General features: G+C 59.9%; 15 protein-coding genes. 7 read left to right on the top strand and 8 right to left on the bottom strand.

Annotated features, from left to right (window positions below; genetic code table 11):
• Nucleotides 1–41 precede the first annotated feature (41 nt).
• Nucleotides 42–449, top strand: coding sequence for a RidA family protein (locus A4R35_RS06935; protein ID WP_112427815.1), 408 nt, complete (start codon nt 42–44; stop codon nt 447–449).
• Between the two features lie 223 nt (nt 450–672).
• Nucleotides 673–2,562, top strand: coding sequence for a protein kinase domain-containing protein (locus A4R35_RS06930; protein WP_112427813.1), 1,890 nt, complete (start codon nt 673–675; stop codon nt 2,560–2,562).
• A 387-nt stretch (nt 2,563–2,949) separates the two neighbouring features.
• Here A4R35_RS06930 and A4R35_RS06925 read toward each other — a convergent pair whose 3' ends face one another.
• The 5 genes from A4R35_RS06925 to A4R35_RS06905 form a co-directional block, all read right to left on the bottom strand.
• A complete protein-coding gene (locus A4R35_RS06925) occupies nt 2,950–3,435 on the bottom strand; it encodes an Hsp20/alpha crystallin family protein (protein ID WP_112427811.1) in 486 nt (161 codons plus the stop codon).
• Between the two features lie 285 nt (nt 3,436–3,720).
• The gene (locus A4R35_RS06920; RefSeq protein ID WP_189361437.1) at nt 3,721–5,865 is read right to left on the bottom strand and encodes an amylo-alpha-1,6-glucosidase; all 2,145 of its coding nucleotides are present in this window, start codon (nt 5,863–5,865) and stop codon (nt 3,721–3,723) included.
• A 219-nt stretch (nt 5,866–6,084) separates the two neighbouring features.
• Nucleotides 6,085–7,257 (bottom strand): LL-diaminopimelate aminotransferase, encoded by a 1,173-nt coding sequence (locus A4R35_RS06915; protein WP_223258238.1) that lies wholly within the window; start codon nt 7,255–7,257, stop codon nt 6,085–6,087.
• Between the two features lie 84 nt (nt 7,258–7,341).
• Nucleotides 7,342–10,491, bottom strand: a complete 3,150-nt coding sequence (gene polA, locus A4R35_RS06910; RefSeq protein ID WP_112427805.1) for a DNA polymerase I — start codon at nt 10,489–10,491, stop codon at nt 7,342–7,344.
• Nucleotides 10,492–10,585: 94 nt separating this feature from the next.
• The gene (locus A4R35_RS06905; protein ID WP_189361435.1) at nt 10,586–11,995 is read right to left on the bottom strand and encodes a metallophosphoesterase; all 1,410 of its coding nucleotides are present in this window, start codon (nt 11,993–11,995) and stop codon (nt 10,586–10,588) included.
• A gap of 448 nt (nt 11,996–12,443) precedes the next feature.
• On the opposite strand from A4R35_RS06905, the gene A4R35_RS06900 reads away from it, so the two are divergent.
• Together A4R35_RS06900 and A4R35_RS06895 are read left to right on the top strand one after the other, a co-directional pair.
• The gene (locus A4R35_RS06900) at nt 12,444–12,644 is read left to right on the top strand and encodes a helix-turn-helix domain-containing protein (protein ID WP_052888497.1); all 201 of its coding nucleotides are present in this window, start codon (nt 12,444–12,446) and stop codon (nt 12,642–12,644) included.
• Between the two features lie 509 nt (nt 12,645–13,153).
• Nucleotides 13,154–14,170: an NAD-dependent epimerase/dehydratase family protein gene (locus A4R35_RS06895; RefSeq protein ID WP_189361433.1), complete on the top strand. Its 1,017-nt coding sequence runs from the start codon at nt 13,154–13,156 to the stop codon at nt 14,168–14,170.
• Between the two features lie 333 nt (nt 14,171–14,503).
• On the opposite strand, the gene A4R35_RS06890 is transcribed toward A4R35_RS06895, so the two are convergent.
• From A4R35_RS06890 to A4R35_RS06880, 3 genes are all read right to left on the bottom strand, one after another.
• Nucleotides 14,504–17,008 (bottom strand): mannose-1-phosphate guanyltransferase, encoded by a 2,505-nt coding sequence (locus A4R35_RS06890; RefSeq protein WP_112427799.1) that lies wholly within the window; start codon nt 17,006–17,008, stop codon nt 14,504–14,506.
• A gap of 160 nt (nt 17,009–17,168) precedes the next feature.
• Nucleotides 17,169–17,351, bottom strand: a complete 183-nt coding sequence (locus A4R35_RS06885) for a hypothetical protein (RefSeq protein WP_112427796.1) — start codon at nt 17,349–17,351, stop codon at nt 17,169–17,171.
• A gap of 579 nt (nt 17,352–17,930) precedes the next feature.
• Nucleotides 17,931–18,185, bottom strand: a complete 255-nt coding sequence (locus A4R35_RS06880; RefSeq protein WP_112427794.1) for a DUF433 domain-containing protein — start codon at nt 18,183–18,185, stop codon at nt 17,931–17,933.
• A 771-nt stretch (nt 18,186–18,956) separates the two neighbouring features.
• On the opposite strand from A4R35_RS06880, the gene A4R35_RS06875 reads away from it, so the two are divergent.
• The 3 genes from A4R35_RS06875 to lysS all read left to right on the top strand — a co-directional run bounded on the left by A4R35_RS06875 (nt 18,957) and on the right by lysS (nt 22,320).
• Nucleotides 18,957–19,868, top strand: coding sequence for a biotin--[acetyl-CoA-carboxylase] ligase (locus A4R35_RS06875; protein WP_189361431.1), 912 nt, complete (start codon nt 18,957–18,959; stop codon nt 19,866–19,868).
• Between the two features lie 259 nt (nt 19,869–20,127).
• Nucleotides 20,128–20,592, top strand: coding sequence for a transcription elongation factor GreA (gene greA / locus A4R35_RS06870; RefSeq protein WP_052888503.1), 465 nt, complete (start codon nt 20,128–20,130; stop codon nt 20,590–20,592).
• Between the two features lie 249 nt (nt 20,593–20,841).
• The gene (gene lysS, locus A4R35_RS06865) at nt 20,842–22,320 is read left to right on the top strand and encodes a lysine--tRNA ligase (protein WP_112427789.1); all 1,479 of its coding nucleotides are present in this window, start codon (nt 20,842–20,844) and stop codon (nt 22,318–22,320) included.
• Nucleotides 22,321–22,490 lie beyond the last annotated feature (170 nt).

The following is a 22,490-nucleotide window of genomic DNA, read 5'->3' as shown; positions in this document are numbered from 1 at the left end:
AAAATTATCTTTCATAGGTTAAAGGGGAAGTAAGAAAGTATATGGAACTTCAGGAGCGTCAGATCGTTTCCTCTGGTTCACCCTATGAGCCAGTGATCGGCTTTGCGCGGGCGGTCCGTCTTGGAAATATGATCGCCGTCTCGGGTACTGCGCCGCTTGGCCCGGACGGCAAGACCGTGGCCCCTGGCGATGCCGCAGCTCAGACTCGACGTTGTCTGGAGATTATGCAGGCAGCGCTGAATCAGCTTGGGGCCGATCTCTCGACAGTGATTCGCACCCGTATCTTTCTGGTGCATGCCGAAGACTGGGAACAGGTGGGCCGCGTTCATGGTGAGTTCTTTGGCGCGGTGCGTCCGGCCTCTACGATGGTCCAGGTGGCACGCTTGCTTGATCCACAGTGGCTGGTAGAGATTGAGGCCGATGCTTTGCTTCCGACAGGCGCTCCGTAGAAGGAGACCGTCGCAAGGCGCTGCCCGGGCCCGAATGGTAGCATGACCCCGAGCGTACAAGCTGAGCAAGCAATTGACAGCGAAACAATAACTCCTCTAGACTAGAGCGCGAGAAGCGGGCGAGATAGGCGATCTACCTGCCCTCGCGCTTGACCTGCATACCTGCAACAAGGGTCGTGATCGCTCGCCTGGTGCGCGCGGCCTGTGTTGGGAGGAACCCCTGATGCTTCGTTGTCCGAATCCGCGTTGTCAGGCCAGCTATCCTGACGGCACCTTCCAGTGCAGCAAGCCCTTCTGTCAGTGTTTGCTCCCTGGGGCGGTCGTTGCCGGTCGCTACACGATTGAGCAGCTACTCGGTCTGGGAGGTATGGGAGCGGTCTATCGGGCCAGAGATGGTTTTGATGAGCAGGAGGTTGCGCTCAAAATCCTCTCGCTCCACATTGCGAATATGGATATTTCCACAGCAGTGGAGCGATTCAAGCGTGAGGCTCGCTATGCCCATCAGCTGCGACATAAGAACATTGTGCCGGTGCTCAACTTTGGTCAGGACGGGCGCCTGCTCTACCTGGCCATGCCCCTTGTCACGGGGGGAACGCTCAAAGCCTTACTCAAGGATGAAAAGCCGCTGTCGCTGGAGCTGGCTCTGCGCTATCTTGACGATCTCGCCGAAGCAGTAGATGCGGTGCATGCCCATCCGCAGCGTATCGTCCATCGTGATATCAAACCCTCAAATCTTCTCATTCACCAGGATGATGGGCGGCTGGTCCTGACAGACTTTGGTATTGCGCGCGCCATGGAGAAGGAGGTGCCGCTAACGCAGCGTGGTTGGGCCCTGGGTACCCAACACTATATCGCCCCCGAGCAAGAGAAGGGGAGTGCTGAGCCAGCAAGCGATATTTACTCAATGGGGGTAGTGGTCTATCAAATGTTCACGGGCCTGCTCCCCTTCCAGGCCATCGTGCGCAGCCACTCAGCTGAGCTGCCACCGCCGAGCCAGCTCAACCCGGCCCTCAATCCTGGAGTCGATGCGGCTATTCTACGGGCCATGCATATTGATCCAGCGCAGCGCTGGCCGAGTGCCCGCGCCTTCGCCGACGCTGTGAAAGCAGCCCTTGCTGAAGCCCCCACCGTGATTGTGCCACCACCTGAGCGCAGCAGCCCTCTACGTAGCAGCGCTAATTTGTTGGTGCGTACCCTCATTCCAGAGAATCCTTGTGGGGCCTGTGGACGAGAAAATCGTCCTGGCTCGCGCTACTGTCGTCACTGTGGCCACGCTCTCAATGGAACCTCACCGCTCGTGATTGACGTCTGTCAGGTCGGCTATATAAGCGATGTGGGACGGCGCTACGTAGCGCAAGACAACGAAGACATGCTCCTCATTGTCCAGGGTCTTGGTCTGGGTCTCGGGCTGCCACCACGTCCGTTTGGCCTGTTCGGCGTTGCCGATGGGCTGCGTGGCCCTGGAGGGCGCTCGATCGGTGGACATGAGGCCAGTCATCTGGCTATTGTCACTGTAGCTGATGTTCTCATTCCGCGCCTGACTGCTTTGCCGCCTCGGTCGCCGAATGCAGCCGGCTCGCGAGCCGCGCAGCAAGCCGAGTCCTGGCTACGAGAGAGCGTCCTGCGTGCCAATCAGGTCATCTACCACTCTAATGCTGACTACAACACAGCAATGGCCAGTACGCTAACCGTGGCCATTCTTCATTGCCACCACCTCTATGTGGCCAGCGTTGGCGATAGTCGGGCCTATCACTTCGTCCCCGGCAGAGGACTGGAGCGCATCACCCGCGATCATTCGCTGGCCGCCGACCTGGTCGAAGCAGAGCTCCTGGCGCCCGACGATCTCTATAAGAGTGCCCGGCGCCATCGTCTCTACCGTTATTTGGGCCAGGCGCCCCACCTGCAGATGGACTTTTTCAGCCGTCAAGTAGCGGTGGGTGACCTGATCCTGCTCTGTACCGATGGACTCTGGCATATGCTTCGTGACGAGCGTCTCAGCGAGCTGCTGGCACGCGGCGGTGACCTCCAACAGCTGGCGCGCTCGCTGGTTGATGAGGCTAATCGCGCCGGTGGCGAAGGGAACATCAGCGTTATTCTGGTGCGCGTGCAATAGAGCGCCTGGAGAACCGGCCTTGCTTGCTCGCCGCTCGTGCTGCCCCGTGTCCTCCCCCAGCGGAGGTGGTCAGTGCTGGCCGAACAGGAAGTGGAGGGCAAAAAAAAACAAGGCTGACAAACCTGGGTAACGCAAAGAGACCTACCCGCCAGACTGGCGCCATACCCTACAAGGTATGGCTCTCACCGGAAGCACACGCTCGATGCGTTGCGACTGACGGGTCAGCCGCCCACAGGACCGGCTCAGCTGCCAGCTAACCGGCGTCACTTTCCACGCGGTCCTCCTGCATGCCTTTACCTTCCCTGTGCCGCTTCCGGTGAGAGCGCATAACACGGGCGGAGGAGTAGCCCGCTATCCAATCCGCCGCGTGTAAGCGGCCCTCACGCCTCAGCGGGTGCTAGCGGCTGCCAGCTCCTTTTGAGGCTCGGGCTGACCGGCTGTGATCGCGATGCGCTTTGGCCGGCTGGCCTCGCTCACCGGGATCGTGATCGTCAGCAGACCATGCTCGTAGTGCGTCTCGATCTGATCGGCCACAATCGGCTTAGCAAAGGTGATGCTGCGCACACACTCGCCAGAACCGATCTCGTGCAACAGCCAGTTCACCTGCTTCCCCTCATCCACCAGGGCCGGATAGCGCGCCTTGATTGTCAGGGTGTTCTCCTGGACCGTCAGATCGATGTCCTCCGGCTTAACGCCCGGCAACAGCGCCTGCACCTGATAGCCCTGATCCGTCTCATAGACGTTCACGGGCACGCTCGGGCTCAGGGGCGTGCCGAAGAACGGACGCACAAAGGTCTGCTCGAACAGCCGGTCCATCGCCTCGCGCAGGCTCATCATCTCACGCCAGGGATCGAAGCGAACCATCGTCGTCATGGTCCGTCACCTCCTTCGTGACATGATTACCTAGTCACGCAGCGATGTCAGGCCACAAGAATATCGGCTTCTCTTGGAGCGCGCAAGAGCGGGATTCTTCGCGCACTCCCCTGCCAGCCAGCCAGTCTACCTGGCGAGCCAACTCACACTGGCGGTGGTTGGCGGGCCAGTCATACGCTACACTGGCTGGCCTCCTTCTGGCCTTTCCACCCTCTAGAAACAATGACCAGGGGAACTTTATTCCCATCAGGGCAGGGAGATACGCGTTCAGATTCTCCCGACTGTCTACTCGGTGACCAGCGTCCAACAGCGCAGCACCTCGGCCACGCTCCAGGCCTGGGCAAAGCAGCCAGCAGGTGTGAAAGGAGGCTCCGGCTCGGCCACCTCGCTAATTGTTCCCAGGCAGGCATCCCAGAGGTGGCGCACCAGAGGCTCCAGCAAGGGCAAAAGGGCCTGGTTGTCCTTGTAGACATGGAGGTAGGCATCGATATAGGCGCCGATGAGCCAAGGCCAGACTGTCCCCTGGTGATAGGCGTTATCTCGCTGGCGTTGATCGCCATTGAAGCGAGAGCGATAGTGAGGATCGCGAGGACTGAGTGTACGCAGCCCGAGGGGTGTCAGCAGCTCGGCTCTCACCCGTTCGACAATGCTGCGCGCCTGCTCATCGCTCAGCAAACGACGTGGTAAAGCCACTGCGAAGAGCTGGTTAGGACGCAGAGCGCTGTCGTTCTTGCCCGTCTCTCCATCGACGTCCACCACATCGTAGAGATACCCTCCCTCGGAGTACCAGAAGCGTTCGGCGAAATGTTTGCGCACCTGGATGCGTAACTGACTGTAGCGCGTAGCGTCAACAGCCAGACGCACTGCCCAGCTCTCCATGCAAGCCAGGGCATTGTACCAGAGCGCATTGATCTCCACAGGCTTGCCGCGACGCGGCGTCACCGGGCAGCCGTCAACGCGCGCATCCATCCAGGTCAGCTGCAGATCGCTGGTTCCCAGCCCTACAAACAGCAGGCCGTCGCGCTGATCCATGCCAATACCGAAGCGCGTCCCGCGCATATACCATTGTAAGATCTCCTCAAGAGCGGGAAACAACTCCTTAAGCAAGGTCCAGTCACCGGTGGCGGCCAGATAGCGATCGAGTGCGCGGAAAAGCCAGAGTGAAGCATCGGCGGTATTATACTCCGGAGCCGCTGCGTTCTCGGGAAGGCGATTCGGCAGTAAGCCCTGATTGGCGGAAGAGGCGAAAGCCTTGAGCAGCCCTCGGGCCTCGCTATAGCGACCGGTGCTCAGGAGCAGACCGGGCAGAGCGATCATGGCGTCGCGCCCCCAGACCTCGAACCACGGATAGCCGGCGATAATCGTCTTATGATCAGGCGAGAGCTGCAAATAGCGCTTCCCCGTAGGCGTGAGCACGTACTGCGGACGAGCCACGATAAACTGATCAGCGGCCACTACCAGGCGGGCGCGGACAGGATCGCTCTGCGCCAGATCCTCAACACTACGGTCTGCCACAGCAAGAAGCTGCTTGAGGCGGCGACGATGATGGGCATAAGCCTGGGCGACCTGCTCCTCATGCTGCGGGCCGCCCAGGGTGGCAGGCGGTTCCTGCTCTGCACTCAATACAAGCGTCACCCGGTCGCCGGGCATCAGCGGGAGATGGAAGATGCCAGGCAGATAGACATCCTCCTCACAGGGCAGGCCACGCTCGCGATCGTGACGGTGGAGGACCCGCCAATACCACAGTCCCCGTGGCTCAAAGCGAGCTGAGGGACCGACGATCAGCTGATAGACAGGGGTGTCAGCGCTGGCACGGATGCGGTAGCGGTTCCCATCCTGCTCGACCTGAAAATGCCAGCCGGGATCTCCACGCAGCGTGCTGTGATGGCTGCGCGCGACACAGAAAGGCAGGAGCGTCAGCAGCGATGGCTCCCGCTCCTGCTCACCGCCTTCGTCATAGCTACCGTGCAGGGCATACTGGACATAAGTGGTATTCTGCCCGTATTCCATCCAGATGCGCTTCTCTAAGATGAGAGCGGTTCCCAGGCGATAACGAAAGCAGGGAATGTCGCCTTCGAGGCAGACGCTGTCGAGGTACGACATTCCCTGCGGGTCAAGCGTGCCATCGTGGTACTCGTTGACTCCCAGTTTCAGGACCGGGCCCTGGGGGAGGCGAAGCTCTTCATCGACCTTCGTCACGAGTACCCAACGCTCAATCGGCGGGCGAAGGGCGGCGACCAGCAGGCCGTGATAGCTGCGCGTAGTGGCTCCAAGAAGCGAGCCAGCGGCGTAGCCGCCGAGGCCGTTCGTGACCAGCCATTCGCGCTCCAGGCCCGCCTGAACGTCGCCGCAGATGGCGCGACCAAGCGAGAGATTCCATGCGTTCAGTGAAGTGCGCTTCATTGCGCTTGTCTCAGACTGTTGCATCATGGCCCTCGTTCCCCTGGCGCTAAAATGGAGGCGTGAGCGCCGCCGGAGTGCTCCCGAGCAAGCTCCGCTGCTGGTGCGCGCCTGCCTCCCCGATCCTGCTCTTGATCTCTCCATCCATCGCTATTGTCGCTGCACAAGCGTTGGCCAAGCGAGGCCGCGTCTAAAAGGAAGCATCAACCTGCGGACGGTACGCCCGACCGCCTGCTCCCGGTGAGAATCTCAGGGGCGTGGTAGTTCGCGCAGAGCGGTCTTCATCCGCTGTAGCGCGGCCTCGATGCGCTCCTCGGGGGCTGTCATAGAGATGCGCAGGTAGCCCTCGCCAGCGGCGCCGAAGTTTGACCCGGGAGTCAGCAGCACCCCGGTCTGATCAAAGAGCCAGCTTGCGAAATCGCGGGCCTTGAAGCCCTCCGGCACCGCGGCCCAGACGTAGAGGCCAGCCTGCGTCTGGCGAGCGCGCAGCCCCAGGGAGTTGCAGCCTGCCACAAGCAGGTCACGGCGACGGCGGTAGACAGCGTTGCGCTCCTGTATCCAGGAATCGGGCAATTGCAGAGCCGCGATGGCCGCGTGCTGGATCGGACGGAACATACCGCTATCGATGTTGCTCTTGAGCCGTCCCACCGCGTCCACTACCTCGCGATTGCCAACGAGCCAGCCGACGCGGAACCCGGCCATATTATAGGTCTTACTCAGCGAGTGCAGTTCAACAGCTACCTCGCGCGCCCCCGGGATCTCCAAAATACTTGGTGGGCGCTGTTCGAAATAGACCTCAGCGTAAGCCATGTCGTGTACGATGAGCAGGTCGTGCCGGCGAGCGAAAGCGACGGCGCGTTCAAAAAAAGCCTGGTCGGCGCAGGCGGCGGTCGGATTGTTTGGATAGTTCAGCCAAAGAAGGCGGGCCTGTTGAAGCACCGGGGAAGGAATGCTTTCCAGATCGGGCAGATAATCATGGCTTTCGCGCAGCGGCAGCAAATAGGGGTGAGCGCCGATGCTGGTTGTACCTGTCACGTAGACGGTATAGTTGGGATCGGGCACAAGGGCCACATCGCCCGGGTTGAGCACTGCCGCCGCCACGTAGGCTAATCCCTCTTTTGATCCCAGGAGGGGCAACGTCTCCTCCTCCGGAGTCAACGTCACTCCGAAACGCCGCTGGAACCAGGCCACAAAGGCCTCGTGGAGGGCACGCAAGCCGCGATACTCAGGATAGCGGTGGTTCTCTGGATCGTGGGCCGCCTGACAGAGGCGCTCAATAACGGTGGAGGGCGCGGGTAGATCGGGATCGCCCATCGACAGGTTGATCACATCAACCCCTGCCGCCTGGCGGGCGGCCAGCTTCTTCTGTGTTTCGGCAAAGTGATATGGGGGTAGACTCTGAACAAGACGTGATAGCTGCACAGATGGCTCTCCTTTTGCGTTCGCAAGCGAGATCATACCGCCAGCATTCCTATGGCGGCAGCGACTCAACGGGGCGCCGGCGGGCTACTCAGCGGGAGCAGCCTCGTACCAGTTTCGCCCCACTTTGGTTTCCACCTTAAGCGGGACCTTCTCCGTGATCTCTGGAATGTCTTCCATGATGGTCCGCACCAGGCGGCGGGTTGTCTCCAGCTCCTCTACTGGTACCTCAAAGACCAGCTCGTCATGCACCTGAAGGATCATGCGTGCCTTCAAGCCACGCTCCTGTAGCGCGTGGTGGATACGGATCATGGCGATCTTGATCACGTCCGCATTGGTGCCCTGGATGGGCATGTTGATCGCCTCACGCTCCAGAGCCTGGCGCTCCGGTCCACTGAGAGTTCGCAAGTCTGGCAGGAAGCGCTTGCGCCCGAAGAGCGTATTCACATAGCCCTGCTTGTAGGCCTGGTTCAAGGTCGCATCCACGTAGCGCCGCACCTCGGGGAAGGTCTCGTGATAGCGCTTGATGAACTCGCTGGCCTCAGCGTTGCTCATGCCGGTCACCTGAGCCAATCCGAATGCTGACTGACCATAGAGAATGGCATAGACCACAGTTTTGGCCAGGCGGCGCTGCTCGGGCGTAACCTGGCTCACCGGCACATGGAAGAGAGAGGCGGCAGTGATCGTATGAATGTCTTCGCCCCGCTGGAAAGCCTCCACCAGACGCTTCTCCCCCGTAATGCGCGCCAGAATGCGTAGTTCGATCTGAGAATAGTCGGCAGTGAGCAGGAGGTAACTCGGGTCAGCAATGAAGGCGCGCCGAATCTGGCGCCCGGTCTCCGTCCGCACAGGGATATTCTGCAGATTGGGGTTACTAGACGACAGCCGCCCGCTGGAGGTCACCGCCTGATTGAACGAGGTATGCACGCGCCCGGTCACGGGGTCCATTAGGGTTAGCAAGCCATCGACGTAAGTAGATTTCAGTTTAGTGAGCTGGCGGTATTCCAGCAAGGCATCAACCACCGGATGAAGGCCCTTGAGACTCTCGATGACCTCGGCGCTCACAGAATAGCCGGTACGCGTTTTGCGCCCTGTGGGCAGCTTCAGCTCCCTGAAGAGGACCTCGGCCAGCTGCCGTGTTGAATTGATGTTAAAACGATGTCCGACAGCGTCGTAGATCTTCTGCTCCAGGGTGCGAATCTGCTCGTTGAGGCGCTCGCCGAAATCGTGCAGGAAGTCGGCATCCAGGGCCACACCGTGCAACTCCATCTGAACCAGCACCTCCACAAGTGGCACCTCTATACGCTCGAAGAGCTTCCACAGGCCGTGCCGCTGCAGGTCGCGTCGCAAGGGGGCTACCAGACGCAGCGTCATGTCTGCATCGGCCCCGGCATACTCGGCGGCACGCCTTGCCGAAACCTGGGCCATGCTGATGGCCTTGCTACCGCTGCCGATGAGCTGAGAGATAGGGGTCATCACATAGCCCAGGCGCTGGAAAACTTGCTCTTTCAGTCCCAGGCCGCGTCGGCCAGGGTCCAGCAGATAGGCCGCCAGTAGCGTGTCAAAGGTTAATCCCTGGATGCGTACACCGTAGCGCGCCATCACCAGCAGATCGTACTTCGCATTATGCATATATTTAGCAATACGGGCATCTTCCAGCACCGGGCGCAACCGCTCCAGGACGAGCGGTAAAGGAAGCTGGGCCGGTGGCTCTTCGCCGTCGAGCGTCTGCTGATGGCCAATAGGGACATAGTAAGCCTCGCCGGGGGCCATACTAAAAGCCAGCCCGACCAGTTCGGCCCGCCACTGGTCTTCAGAGGAAGTCTCGATGTCAAAGGCAAAGGCTCCTGCCTGGTGCAGGCTGTGCACCAGAACCGTCAGTGCCTCCTCGCTGGTGATCAGCAGCGTGTTGGTTGTTTTCTCACTGGCCGGCTCAAGGAGAGGGAGACTATCCTCAATGGCAGGCAGGCGGAGATGGCGCACCTCTGCCTGGGCTGGCAACTCGAAGAGTGCCAGTTGCTCCACCTGGGCGTGATCTCTGGGCTGAGACGGCGACTGGCTGGCGGCCTCCTGGGAAGTCAGGGGGAGTTCCGCGGCTAGCGCGGGCTCACCGGTCTGAGTGAGCTGTGTTGGTGGAGGGGGAGGCTCCAGGATAGGCACGATACCCAGAGGAGCGGACTGCCCTGCGTGGGCTTCCTCCCCGCTCGGGGCCTTCGTGGACTGCTCAGCAAAATCAGGCCCTGGCTGCCCTGCATCGGGAACCAAGATCTGCCCCTGGCCGCTCGCCTGGCCGCCGCCTCTCGTATCACCGAAGGTACCGTCGGGACCGGGCAGCCGATCAACCAGCGAATGAAACTCCAACCTGCGGAAGAGAGCCAGCGTCTTCTCGCGATTGAAGCGCCTGATATCGCAGGCGGCCAGATCAAGCTGCACCGGGGCATTGCGTACGATCGTGGCCAGGTACTTACTCTGAAGGGCCTGCTCGCGTGCTTCGCTGAGGGCCTTCTGCTCCCTTGGTTTCAGCTCGGCCAGGTGTTCCAGCACTGCCTCAAGGCTGCCGTAGGTGGCGATCAGCCGACTGGCGGTCTTCTCTCCAATCCCAGGCACGCCGGGGATATTATCCGACGGGTCACCGACCAGTCCCTTAAAATCCGGTAGCTGGCCCGGTTCAATGCCATAGCGCGCTTGTACCGCGGCCCGATCGTAGACTGTCACCTCGCTAATGCCGCGTTTGGCCACCATGACGCGGACACAGTCATCGACCAGCTGTAGCGTGTCCATATCGCCGGTCAGAATAATGGTCTCCAGACCCTGCTCCGTTGCCTGACGCGCCAGTGTTCCGAGCAGGTCGTCTGCCTCAAAGCCGTCCAGCTCATAGACGGGAAAGTTGAAAGCATGAACCAGCTCACGGATACGCTCAAACTGCGAGCGCATCACTGGTGGTAGCGAGGGACGCTGCGCCTTGTAAGTGGGAAGCGCCTCATGACGGAAGGTAGGCACTGAGCGATCGAAGGTCACGGCCACATAGTCCGGACGCACCTCCGCCAGTGCCTTCAGCAGCATGCTGGCGAAGCCAAGAACCGCGTTCACCGCTTCGCCGCTGCTCGTCGTCAGCATCTCGGGCAGCGCATGGAAGGCTCGGTGGATCAAGGCATGCCCGTCGACCAGGAGCAGCTTTTTACCACTCTCACCACACCGAGACTTCCCCGGTGCTCTGGAAATGTCACTCTCACTCATACCTGCTACTCAACCCTTCAGGCCCCAGCTTTCTCTCACGACTTGTATGCTTATTGCTGGCTTCCGTCACCATCTCATCCTACCCGCACTACTCTCAGAAGGTGGCTGTTACCAGGACCCGGTAAGCTGGCTGAGAACGAACTTCCCAGGCGCAAAGGCTGGCCGTAGCCTGGACCCCGTCATCGCTGGCGCGGATCAGCGCGAACGTATACTGTGTCACCTCGCGCAGCGGCGAAGTGGTCGGCGTCGGTGGCCAATCTGGGGAGCGCAGCCAGGCTAAGGTCGCGGGCGTGATCTCCTCCGGTGCAGGCCGCGCCAGGCGCCGCGTCCATGTGCCCGTATTCAGATAGGACTGGCGGCTCTTGGCTAGCGACTCTACGAGCCACGAATGAGTATGGCCGGCCAGGGCATAGCGCAGGCGAGGCTCACGCTGCAGTAGGGCCTGCATACCAGCGCCGGTTGGGCCTGCCCGGCGCGCCGCTGGCCTTCCAAAGATGCGGGCCACGGCCTCCAGCAGCGTCCTCTCCGTCGCTGTCGGCTCGCTCGCCTGGGCCAGCGCCTCCCGCAAAAGCGTATATTCCTCCAGCGTAGCTGCCGTAGCCCGCTGCTCATCCCAACCTGGCACCGGCTGCCAGTCGCTTTTCTGACGCTCCATATCGCGCTGGAAGGCGGCCAGATCCTGCATCGCCTCCTCGAAGAGGCGCAGGGCCACGTGCTCCTCGCCTCGGCTCAAGCCAGCCAAAGGCTGACGTGGACGGCTCATCAGCCCGACGAGGTTCGTCACCACTTCGCACAGCAGCTCGGGAGCAAAGAGACTCAGCAGCGCCATCTGGCGCGGATAGCTGAGCGATGGCTCCAGGTGGTCGAAATACGGAAAACGGCGATGGATCAACGCCCCTGCCTCTTGATAATACCACGAACCCGCGGAGAGAAGAATCTCTTCCGGGGGAGGCAGTGGCTCGCCACTGGCAGCCCACAACCCGGCACTGCGATGATTCCAGAAATCATACAGATTGCCATGTTCTATAGCGATCGTCGACAGCGGCTCATAGCGCGCGCGGGGCCAGAAGCGAAGCCGCTCCTCTGAGGCCGCGGGCCAACCCACCGCCTGGCGCAGGCGCTGCTGGACTGCCGGGAAGAGCAGTTCAATATCGTGATTGCCGGGCACAAAGGTCACACGCCGTTGGGGCTGCCTCAAAAACTGGGCCAGCGCCTCAAAGAACGCTCCATGAGCGGCAATGATCTGCTCTAGCTTCTCCAAAGCCTGAGCTACCGTCCGAGTGCGATCATGCCGCAGGGGAGCAGCCGCCAAAAAATCAAAGCAGTCGCCATTGATCACCAGCTCAACCGTCTCATCTGCCCGCTCCTCGACCAGTGTGCCTCCAGGAGAGGCCGCCTGCAGAAACTCCTCCCAGGCACGCTGTTGCTGCTCGGTAAAGCCCTCAAAAGGTTGTTGACCATGCGCAAGGTGAAGATCACTGACGACCAGAATGGTCACAGACATCAAAAAAGGCCCTTTCCAGTCCTTTGGACCGCTCGCAAGTCGATCGCTCGCCTGTCTCCCTCTCTCCTCAGAGAACATTCTGCCTGACGCAATCCAATCTGGCAGTCGAAGCGACCGCTCGCTTCCAGCGGGAGAAGGTAGACGCCAACCTGACATCTGCTCCATTTTAGTACGTTTGTGCGTAGTTGTATAGTGTAGTTAACTGGCAGACAGCGTTCAACTGTTCTGGCCTCACGGGAGGATGCTACCCCCAGGGATATACTCTCGTATAGAGGGACCGAAAAAACGTCTGCTCGTGAATCGCCAGATGGCACCCCTTCCCGGCTTGACCGGAAGGCGACGCAGCTCTCTCCGCTCAACGAGGGGAGGGCGGCGCGCCAGGGGTGTCAGAGGAACGCTGGTGATCGCGCCTGTTACGAGCTAATCCCAAAGAGTAGGAGAGACTGCTATGGCTGAGGATCTGGAAGAACTGCTCACGGTACGTGAAGTTGCGCGCCGTCTGCGCGTGGACGATACAACGGTGCGTCGTTGGATCAAGAGCGGAGCCTTGGAGGCGATCACCCTCCCCCACCGTGGCAAGCGTCAGGCTTACCGTATCAAGAAGTCCACGCTGGATGCGCTCATGAGAGGTACAACCCCTGCCTCATAGAGGACCAGCCGCCGCCGGTTAGCGAGACAAGCGCTGTGGCCTGGCGGCGGCTGGCACAGTGAGCGGAACCTGAGCTTTACGACCTGCGCCGTCCCCCCCGCCGGCGCAGCTCCTCTCACTGCGGCGGGCCAACGTCAGTCTAGATTATCTCCCGTCTTCTCTGAGACGGCAATGCAAGAAGCATAGCAGGCGGACAGCCGGCCCAGCGATTACAGGCTAGCTGCCTGTGGATTGCCAGCATTGCCAGCCCTGCCCGACACAACCCACTCTATCTTACCTCTGGCCTTTCTCTTACAGAAGCAGGTCGATCAACTGTCCTCATCGTGGCCAGCCGTCGTCGCTCTTTGTCATTCTGGCCATTGAAAAACTGCTATATACGATCATATCGCTTTTTGTCGTATAGATACATATATATCTATATAATAGAGATCAGCGCTACACTAGAGATAGCAGAGAGCCACCGATCGAGACAGCGGCAAGCCAAGCAAGGACAGAAGGGAGAGACACACTTGGTCAAGATCGCCATCACTGGCGGAGCTGGGTTTATTGGGGCGCACTTGACTCGCGCCTGTCTGGATGCTGGCCATCAGGTCATAGTCATTGACTCACTGGCCAGTGGCGCACGGGAGCGCCTTGATCCACGCGCGCGCTTCTACCAGCTAGACATTCGAGACCCGCGGCTACACGCAGTGCTCCAGATGGAGCGTCCCGAGATTGTCAGCCATCATGCGGCCTGTCGTTCGGCGCTACTGCCTGGCCAGCGCCCGCTAACCGATGCTGACGTCAATTTGCATGGCCTGCTCAACCTGCTTGATGGCTGCATAGCGGCCAACGTTGGTCGCATTATCTTTGCCTCTGGCGGCAACGACCTCTATGCTGGAGAAGGCCAGGCCCTTCCTCTCAGCGAGGAGGCCCCGCTCTGCCCACGGCGTCCTCTCGACATTAGCAAACTTGCCGGAGAATGGTATATTCGCTACTATAGCCGCTACTATGGAATAGAGCATGTTATTCTGCGCTATGCTGATGTCTATGGAGAAACCGACAGACAAACCGCTCAACATCCCTTAACCGAATTCATCTACAGCCTGCTAGAGCAGAGGCGGGTAGTCATTCGCGCCCCGCAGGGGGAGAGGCGGGACCATATCTACATCGCCGATGTAGTTCAGGCTCACCTGCTGGCTCTCGAGCGCGGCGGCAACCAGACCATTCACATCAGCAGTGGCAGCGGCCTCAGCCTTGAAGAATTCTATCAGCGGACCGCCGCCCTACTGGCCAGCGAAGTCCCACCCCTCTATCTGAGCGAGCGTGGACGAACTGGAGCAGCCATCGCTCTCGATAACAGCCGTGCGCGGCAACTCCTTGGCTGGCAGCCGAGCGTCGATCTGGAAGAGGGGATACGGCGTACCGCCCAGAGCATCTGCGCCAGCCTGGGTCACAACCTGCCACCTGTACCGCTCCAGCCTGTCCTGGCGCGGTCCGTAGAAGCGGCGTCGGCCTCGCGTCTGGCTGCCTCGGCCTCGGCCTAGCGCGTGAACCAGGCCAGGGCGCGGCTGTTCGCCAGATGCCAGTACAGCCTGTCCTCTGGCTAAGAGGGTGGCGGCCAGAGAGTGGGAGGGCCGCTCCGGCAACTGGAAGACAGCAACCTCTTTCCCACGCTGGTGCAGCGACAGCGGCGGCACTGGACCGGACACCGAACTCATCAGCCCCGTTGCGTCCATTCCCTCCACCGCAACGGGGCCTGTTGTTTCAAGCTGGGGGAACCGAAGAGAAAAAGCGAAAATAGAAGGTCGGAGCGTTCCCCCTTGTGCTGCATCTCTGGCCGGCTTGCAGATAGCGGGAGCTGCCGGGCGGGTAGGGAGCTACTGCTGCAAGCCGCTTACCACGCGGGCATACTTCTCAGCCAGAGCCTGGGCCTGTTCGCTTGACTCCGATTCCGCCACCACGTGGAAGAGAGGCCGATCGGCATCTGGCAGCACCAGTACCCACTCCTTGCTTCCCAGGTCGATCTTAATCCCATCGATCGGCTTGGCACGTCGCTCGCGATACTGCTCGCTCAGGATACGCATGACCTTGCCCTTATGCTCCCAGGGGCAGGCCACGCGCGTACGGCTCAAGTAGTAGCTCGGCAGATCATCCACCACCTCAGAGAGCTTCGCCTCAAAGTAAGCCAGCAGCTCCAGCAGCTTTGCCACAGCCATCATACCATCGAATGCGGGCAGGAACTCCGGGAAGATGAAGCCGCCCTCGCCGTCACCGACCAGCACCACTCCCTCGCGGCTTGCCGTTGCCATCAGGGCTTGAGGTAGAACGCGCGTATGCAGGATATGGCCGTCGTAGCGCTTAGCAATATGCTGGAGGGCACTGGGGGCTGTCACCGGGGCCGCCACCGTCGCCTGATGGAAGCGGCGCAACATCAGGCTCGTCATCACCGCCAGCATCTTCATCCCGTCCAGGATGCGCCCGCGGTCATCCACCACTGCGATCCGCTCACCAGCCGGATCGATGCGGATACCCAGATCGGTATGGAGGGCTGCCGTAATCGTGGCCAGGCGCTGCAGATCGCGCTCCACCTCATCCTTCGTGCGCGTGACCAGCGACTCATCGGCGCTTGTATTCAAGATAATGACATCCACACCGAGGCGGTTAAAGATGCCGGGCAGCAACTGAGTCGTACTTCCATGCGCATAGTCCATCACGATCTGGAACTTGCGCTGACGGATCAGCCCTTCATCGACCACCTTGTGGAAGCCCTCCAGATAGAGATTGAGCACGCGCTCATTCTCCTGGACCTCGATCGACCCCAGGTCGTCGATGTAGACGCGGCGGAAGTCCTCGCGGAAGTAGAGGTTCTCCACCTTGCGCTCGGTCGCCTTATTGATATCGAGGCCGTACTGGTCAAAGAACTTGATGTCGACAATGCGCGGGTCGTGAGGAGAGAGGCGCACATGAATACCGCCGACGGCCTCGGTATTGCGCACATAGTAGCGAGCCACCGGAATCGGGACCTGATTAATATCGTGGACGTTGATGCCAGCCGAGGGGAGGCCGGCCACGATCGCCCGCTTAATCATTCGTGAGGTGCGATGTGATGAATCGCGATTGACAGCAATGATGCTGCCCTTGGGAAGAATGGCTCCGTAAGCTGCGCCAAGGCTGGCGGCGAACTCGGGAGTCAGATCAATATTGACCAGACCCGTTACCCCGTAGCGCCCAAAGAGGCCGCGTCTGCCCTGCGAGCCCCAGATAATGCTGTTATTGACCACAGCGCCGGTCTCGATCTCCTTATCGGGCCAGATCTTCACATTGGGCTGGATAATGGCGCCCTCCTGGACGATCGAGTTATCGCCGATCACCGAGCCTTCGAACATCACCGCCTTGCTCTTGATGCTCGTCGACGAGCCGACGAGAGCGCCGCGCAGCTCAGCTCGCTCGCCGATATAAGAGTTATTCCAGATGATGCTCCGGTCGACCTGGGCCCGCTCATCGATGATCGTATAGTGGCCGATGATGCTCGGCCCGTGGATGATGGCGCCCGACTTAATCTTGCAGTCGTGTCCCAGGTAGACCGGGCCATAGAGCTGAGCATCCTCAGCGATCTCCACGCCCTCTTCGCACCAGATGCTGTTACCAATATGGCGGCCAGGAATCTCGATCTGAACCCGTCCCTGCAAAGCATCGGCGTTGGCGCGCATATACTCACTCAGGTTTCCCACATCGCACCAGTAGCCGCTGGCGATATAGCCATAGATGGGGTCACCCTTTTTGAGCATCAACGGAAAGAGATCCTGGCTGAAGTCGAAGGGCTTATTCTTCTCGAAGTAGGTCAGCACGCGGGGATCGAGCACATAGATGCCCGTATTGATCGTATCGCTGAAGACCTCGCCCCAGCTAGGCTTCTCCAGAAACTGCGTGATATGGCCATCTTCGTTCGTGATAATGACCCCGTACTCGAGTGGATTATGGACGTGAGCGAGCGTCAACGTTGCCAGCGCTTGCTTTTCCTGATGAAAGCGGATGATATCGCTCAGATTATAGTCGGTGAGCGCATCGCCGCTGATCACGAGGAACGGCTCGGTCAGGTGCTCCTCAGCGTTTTTCACGCTGCCGGCGGTGCCCAGAGGGACATCCTCGCGAGAGTAAGTGATGCGCATGCCGAACTGCGAGCCGTTGCCGAAGTAGTCCTCGATATTGCTCGCCAGGTACTGAACGGTGACGATGACCTCGGTGATGCCATGTCGCTTCAGGAGGTTCAGGATATGCTCCATGACGGGCTTGCCCACGATCGGCACCATTGGCTTGGGGCGCTTGATGGTCAGGGGACGTAGGCGAGATCCTTCCCCTCCGGCCATAACAACCGCTTTCATGACTTTTCTCTCCTTGGCGCGGGGTTGCTCATCTGGTCATGGAAACTGCAACGGCGCAGCAGGGGGCTGCGCCGTAGTCTACTGCCTGCCTCATTGCTATTGTACCTCACAGCAGAAGGCAGCTACAAGGATTTCGTCCCTTGCCTGCCTGGCTTGCCCGCTAGAGATAATCGCTCAGGTGGCCATATTCGATCAGCCAGGACATGAAACGCTGATAGGGTATCTCCTCGCGGGCAAGCTGCTCTTCGTATGCCTCGCGCAGTTCGATCAGGCGATTGGCCTCCTCGACCGTGAATCCCTCATCCAGGAGGGCATCGATCAGCAGATCGCTGTATTGCTGCATCTATCAGGTCCTCCTTTCTTGCTTCTCTTCCAAGTCTTCCTCACAGGACTCGTGAGCGCGACTGAGCGGACGGGTACATTGAGGAGCTAAGGCGCTGTTCTGCCGCCGTCTGAGCGTGGACGGGTGCAGGACAAGCGAGAAGCCAAGGCCGCGCTGACTGGCTCGCTCTGGCTAATGAGGGCACAGCAGCCTCGACTGCAAGAGGAAAGAGCTGTGCCGGCGAGTGTCGAAGCGTCGGCGTCGGCCTTCGAAACCAGGACAGGGACAGGTGTGCGGTCGTGCGATGAAGGGCAAGAACAGCCCTGCGGGCAGTGGCGAAGAGGAGGAAAGAGCTACCCTACGCCACTCACCTTTAGTTCAACCAGGCTGACTTTCGCCAGTATACTATGTAACAGTATAGCGCGTGAAGCAGCGGTGTGGCTAGACCAGCCGCAATGAACATCCCGCCCCGGCTGTGATCTCGCTCACCATCGCCTGGCAAAAGCCTGGCAGGCACAAAATAGAGGGTGCCGGAGTCGGACAGGCACCAGCGTCAATCAACGGCAAGCGCAGGGAAGTCAACAGCCAGGGGGCCGTCTCTCAGTCGCCTTCCCAGGACTGATTGCGAATATAGTGCTCGATTTCCTCTTCGTTGTCGTAAAAATAGCTGATGGCATCGTAGACCTGAGCCAGGCTCAGACGATGGATGCGCGCAATCTCTTCAGGATCTTTGCCCGACTGGAAGAGCAGGATCACATGGCGCACGCCAGTGCGCGTGCCTTCGATGATCGGTTCTCCGCCGTAGATGGCGGAGTCACGAACAATGTAAGGATGGGCAGTACGCTCGATGGCCATAGCAGAACTCCTCCTTTCCTGGACCAATCTTATTGTATATTATTTCAAGCATTGAGAACCTGCGCATGGGCATGAAAGAACTCTTAAAATCCGCACGGTTGATCGTTCCTGTTGACATTGGCCTTCTGGTCGAAAAGCTCAAGGAAAAGGTGTTCAAGTAAATTTCAACGAAAAGCTTGACAGCACCTGAAATGCGATGTTACAATTAGCGCAATGAAAGGAGGTGGTGTGCACATGCCTGAACGACAGTGCCACACAGGTGGCGAGTTAACCAGCCACACCAATCGGGAAGAGAGGGGTGCCTCCTAAGTGTGGCCCTCAGCCGGAAGGTGGGAAACAACCAGGCCCGCTTGGAAAGTCGGTTAGCTCCCGCCTGTATGGTTTTACCGCAGGACCTGTGCCGGTCGGTAGTGTTATCACATTCTTCGCTTCCGATGCATGCCAGAAAGAGCGTGTAGAAGTCGTTGGATTGTCGCTACCAGCCGGCCTGGTGCCCGCGGGTGTCTTTTTACAGGGCGCCTGAGTCAGGCAGGCCGGGATGAGCTGGTTTATTCAGAACGGCAACGGCGGCGCAAAGTGGAATGGAGGGGGGGGGGAAGTGAGCCAGAGTTATTGCATAGAGTGTCGGAGGGGAGAGGGGGCTGCCGGGACGTCGGCGGGAGGTCCAGGTTCTCAGGTAAAGGGGAGGAGGGGTATGGTAGCGAGGTGAGCAGGGGTGTACAAGGGCAGATGGCTAACAGCGCACGATTGCATCTCGATAGACTGAGGCAGATGTTAGGTACTCGCCTGATCGCTAGGGGGGAGGCACGGCTGTTCTATGTCCCGGTGGTCGATTCAACGAATACGCTGGCAATGCTGCGTGCCGTCGAGGCTGTGCCTGGCGAGAGCCTGGAGGGCCTGGTGGTGCTTACAGAAAGTCAGACTGCTGGGCGCGGCAGGCAGGGCCGCCGTTGGGTTGACGTAGCCGGGTGCAATGTCCTCTTGTCGCTGGTGCTCTATCCCCGCTTCCCGCTTCCACTGGTAGCTATGTTCTCCGCACTGGCCGTGCTGGATGCCATCGCTGATACCGCTGGCCTCGTCGCTGGTATCAAGTGGCCCAATGATGTCTTGATTGGCGAACGTAAAGTTGCCGGTATTTTAATCGAGACCAGCTCTGATCGAGCGGGTCGTTTAGTGGCCGTACTAGGCATCGGCGTCAATGTCAATGGACGCAGTGAAGATTTAGCGATTGAGCAGAGTGAGGGCGGATCAGTGCAGTCCTACCCCCAGGCTCCTGCGGCTGCGTCAGCTCCGCTGGTTCAAGCGCCGACGCCGACAACGCTAGAGACCGAGTGCGGTCGCTCATTGAGCCGCGAGGTGTTTATTGCTCAGCTTTTGGAGCATGTAGAGGACTCCTATCTCGCCCTGCAGGAAGAGGTGGGAGCACTCGCTGAACGATCCGCGCTCTTGATGCCCCCTGTCTCGGCGGCGTTCTTCTCGCTGCCGGTAGCCCGGCATATTCGCGAGCGCTGGCGCAGCCGCTTGCAGACGTTAGGGCGCATGGTGCGCATTCAGCAAGGTGCTCGTCAGCTCGAAGGCTGGGCGGAAGAGGTCAATGAGAGCGGAGAGCTGCTGCTGCGCTGCCGCTCGGGCGAGCGGGTGACAGTCACCTGGGGAGATGTAGGGCATCTCTCTCCTGAATGAGCGGCTCTGGCCGTCAGGCCCGCTGCCAGGCGTGAGGAGGCTGTCGTGACATACTTTGTCTGTCTCGCCTGCTCTGCTCCCAAGCGTTTACTCAGGCAAAACCGGCCAGAACACTAGAGACCTGGACCGGCTCTCTCTTGAAGAAGCTGCTTACTCTCTGTTGGCGCTCTCCCCGTATTGTGGCGCGGCAGGTTGTAGGCAGGCTGAGACTCTGGTAGTAGATGAGAGATTTCCTGCAGACAATGGAGGGAAACATAGGATGGAGACACAGGGCGTCTATCTGACCGAGGATGGCCGGCAACGTCTTCTGAATCAACTGGAGTTCCTGCGTACTGTCAAGCGGGCTGAGGTTGCACGCTACCTGCACGATGCCAAGGAGGGGGGCGATGTCAACGACAATGCGGCCTATGAGGAGGCCAAGACGGAGTACGCCCGGCTCGAAGGGAAGATCTATGAGCTAGAGCAGATGCTCGCCACCGCGCGCACGATTCAGAAGGTCCAGAGCGACGAGGTAACGCTGGGATCAGTGGTGCGCGTGCGCAGCAGCGACGGGCGTGAGGCTTGCTATACGATTGTGGGCGCCTATGAGGCGAATCCGAGCGCTGGCCGCATCTCCAACGAGTCTCCGGTCGGGAAAGCCTTACTTGGCCATAAGGTGGGCGATCTGGTCATGGTTTCTACCCCTGGTGGCGTCAAAGAGTACACGGTCCTCGCCATCGAGTGAATGAGCTTCTCCCCCTGCGACGAGAGCATTTCTGCTTCTCCTCCCCGAGTGCTTTCGTCTTCTGATCCAGCCAGGATGGAGTATGCCGCTGTGTCTTTCGGGGCCGCCTTCTCTTGTGCGGCCCTCCTCTTTGCTTGCTCCCAATCAGGGGGAGAGCTGTCACCAGGTCTTTCTCTCTCCCTGCTATCCACTGGCCCGGAATTTTGCTAAAATAGCGGCAAACCATTGTGAGGAGTTTCCAAGAGCGTTATGGCTGATGAAAGAAGTGTGCGGCTCCAGCGCCTGCAGGCTTTGCGTGAGCGCGGCATTAATCCCTATCCCAACCATGTAGAGCGCAGCCATACCATTGCCGAGGTGCTGCAGCACTTCGATGAGTGGCTGGGAGAGGAGCACTCTTTTTGTCTGGTCGGACGCATCCGCTTGCTCCGCGAGATGGGCAAGGTAGCCTTTGCCCATATTGAGGATGGCACTGGCCGTATTCAGGTCTACTTCCGCATTAACGATCTCGGTGAGGAAGCCTATCGCGCAGTCCGGCTGCTGGATATCGGCGACTTTATTCAGGTGCGAGGCTTTCTCTTCCACACGCGCACCGGCGAGCGCACGCTCCACGTTTTGGAGTTTGCTTTGATTGCCAAGGGCTTGCGCCCATTGCCCGAGAAATACCATGGGCTGGAAGATGTGGAGCTGCGCCAGCGGAAGCGCTATCTGGATCTGCTGGCCAACGGGGATGAGGTGAAGCCGATCTTTGTGACGCGCAGCCGCGTGATTCGCGCGATGCGCCGCTTCCTCGATGAGCACGGCTTTCTGGAGGTGGAGACACCGATCTTGCAGCCGATCTACGGCGGTGCTACGGCACGCCCCTTTGTGACCCATCATCATGCTCTAGACCGCGATATGTACCTGCGCATTGCGGTGGAGTTGTATTTGAAGCGCCTGATTGTGGGTGGTTTCGAGCGAGTCTATGAGATCGGGCGCAATTTCCGCAATGAGGGAATCGATCGCACACATAATCCCGAGTTTACGATGATGGAGTGCTATCAGGCGTATGCCGATTATGAGGACATGATGCGCCTGGCGGAGGAGATGATCTATGCGATTGCACTGGAGGCCTGCGGGACGCCCCGCATTCGCTACCAGGGCTACGAGGTGGATCTAACGCCTCCCTGGCCGCGCCTGCCTTTGCTGGCGACGATCGAGGAGTTTACCGGGATTGATGTGAATCGCTATCCCGATCGAGAGAGCCTGGCCGCTGCGATGCAGGCTCGCGGCTATGAGGTCGATCCCGCCTTGGGTCGAGGCCGTTTGATCGATGAACTGAAGAGTGCGATGTTCCGCCAGGGAGCCGAGCCGCTGCGCCGCGCGCTCTTCCTGGTTGATTATCCCCTGGATGTCTCACCGCTGGCCAAGCGTCATCGCTCGCTGCCTGATCTGGTAGAGCGCTTTCAGCCGTTTCTGGGCGGTCTGGAGATCGGCAACGCTTTTACTGAGCTGAATGACCCGCTCGATCAGCGCCAGCGCTTTGAGGATCAGATGCGCCAGCGTGCCCACGGCGATGTGGAGGCGCAAGTGCTCGATGAGGACTTTCTGGAGGCGCTGGAGGTGGGCATGCCGCCCACGGGCGGGCTGGGCATCGGCGTGGATCGCCTGGTCATGTTCCTGACCGATCAGGAGTCCATCCGTGATGTGATTCTCTTCCCCACGATGCGCAAGGCCCCTAACGAGCTATGATGACTGCCAGCTGGCTCCATTCCTGCTTGCTCGTCTGCTGTCGCTCTCGCGTTTGACGCTGCTGCATGCTACCTGCCTTTGCACTCCGAGCGGTGCACCAGACCGCTTATCGTGCCTGCCGCGGCCCCGCGGTCCTGCTCCTCCTCTTCTGTCGGTCGGTAGATGTCGGG

It is taken from the genome of Thermogemmatispora tikiterensis (assembly GCF_003268475.1).
Classification (GTDB): Bacteria; Chloroflexota; Ktedonobacteria; order Ktedonobacterales; family Ktedonobacteraceae; genus Thermogemmatispora; species Thermogemmatispora tikiterensis.
The sequence above is the reverse complement of the archived record's forward strand: the minus strand, read 5'-3'. Positions and strand labels throughout refer to the sequence as shown.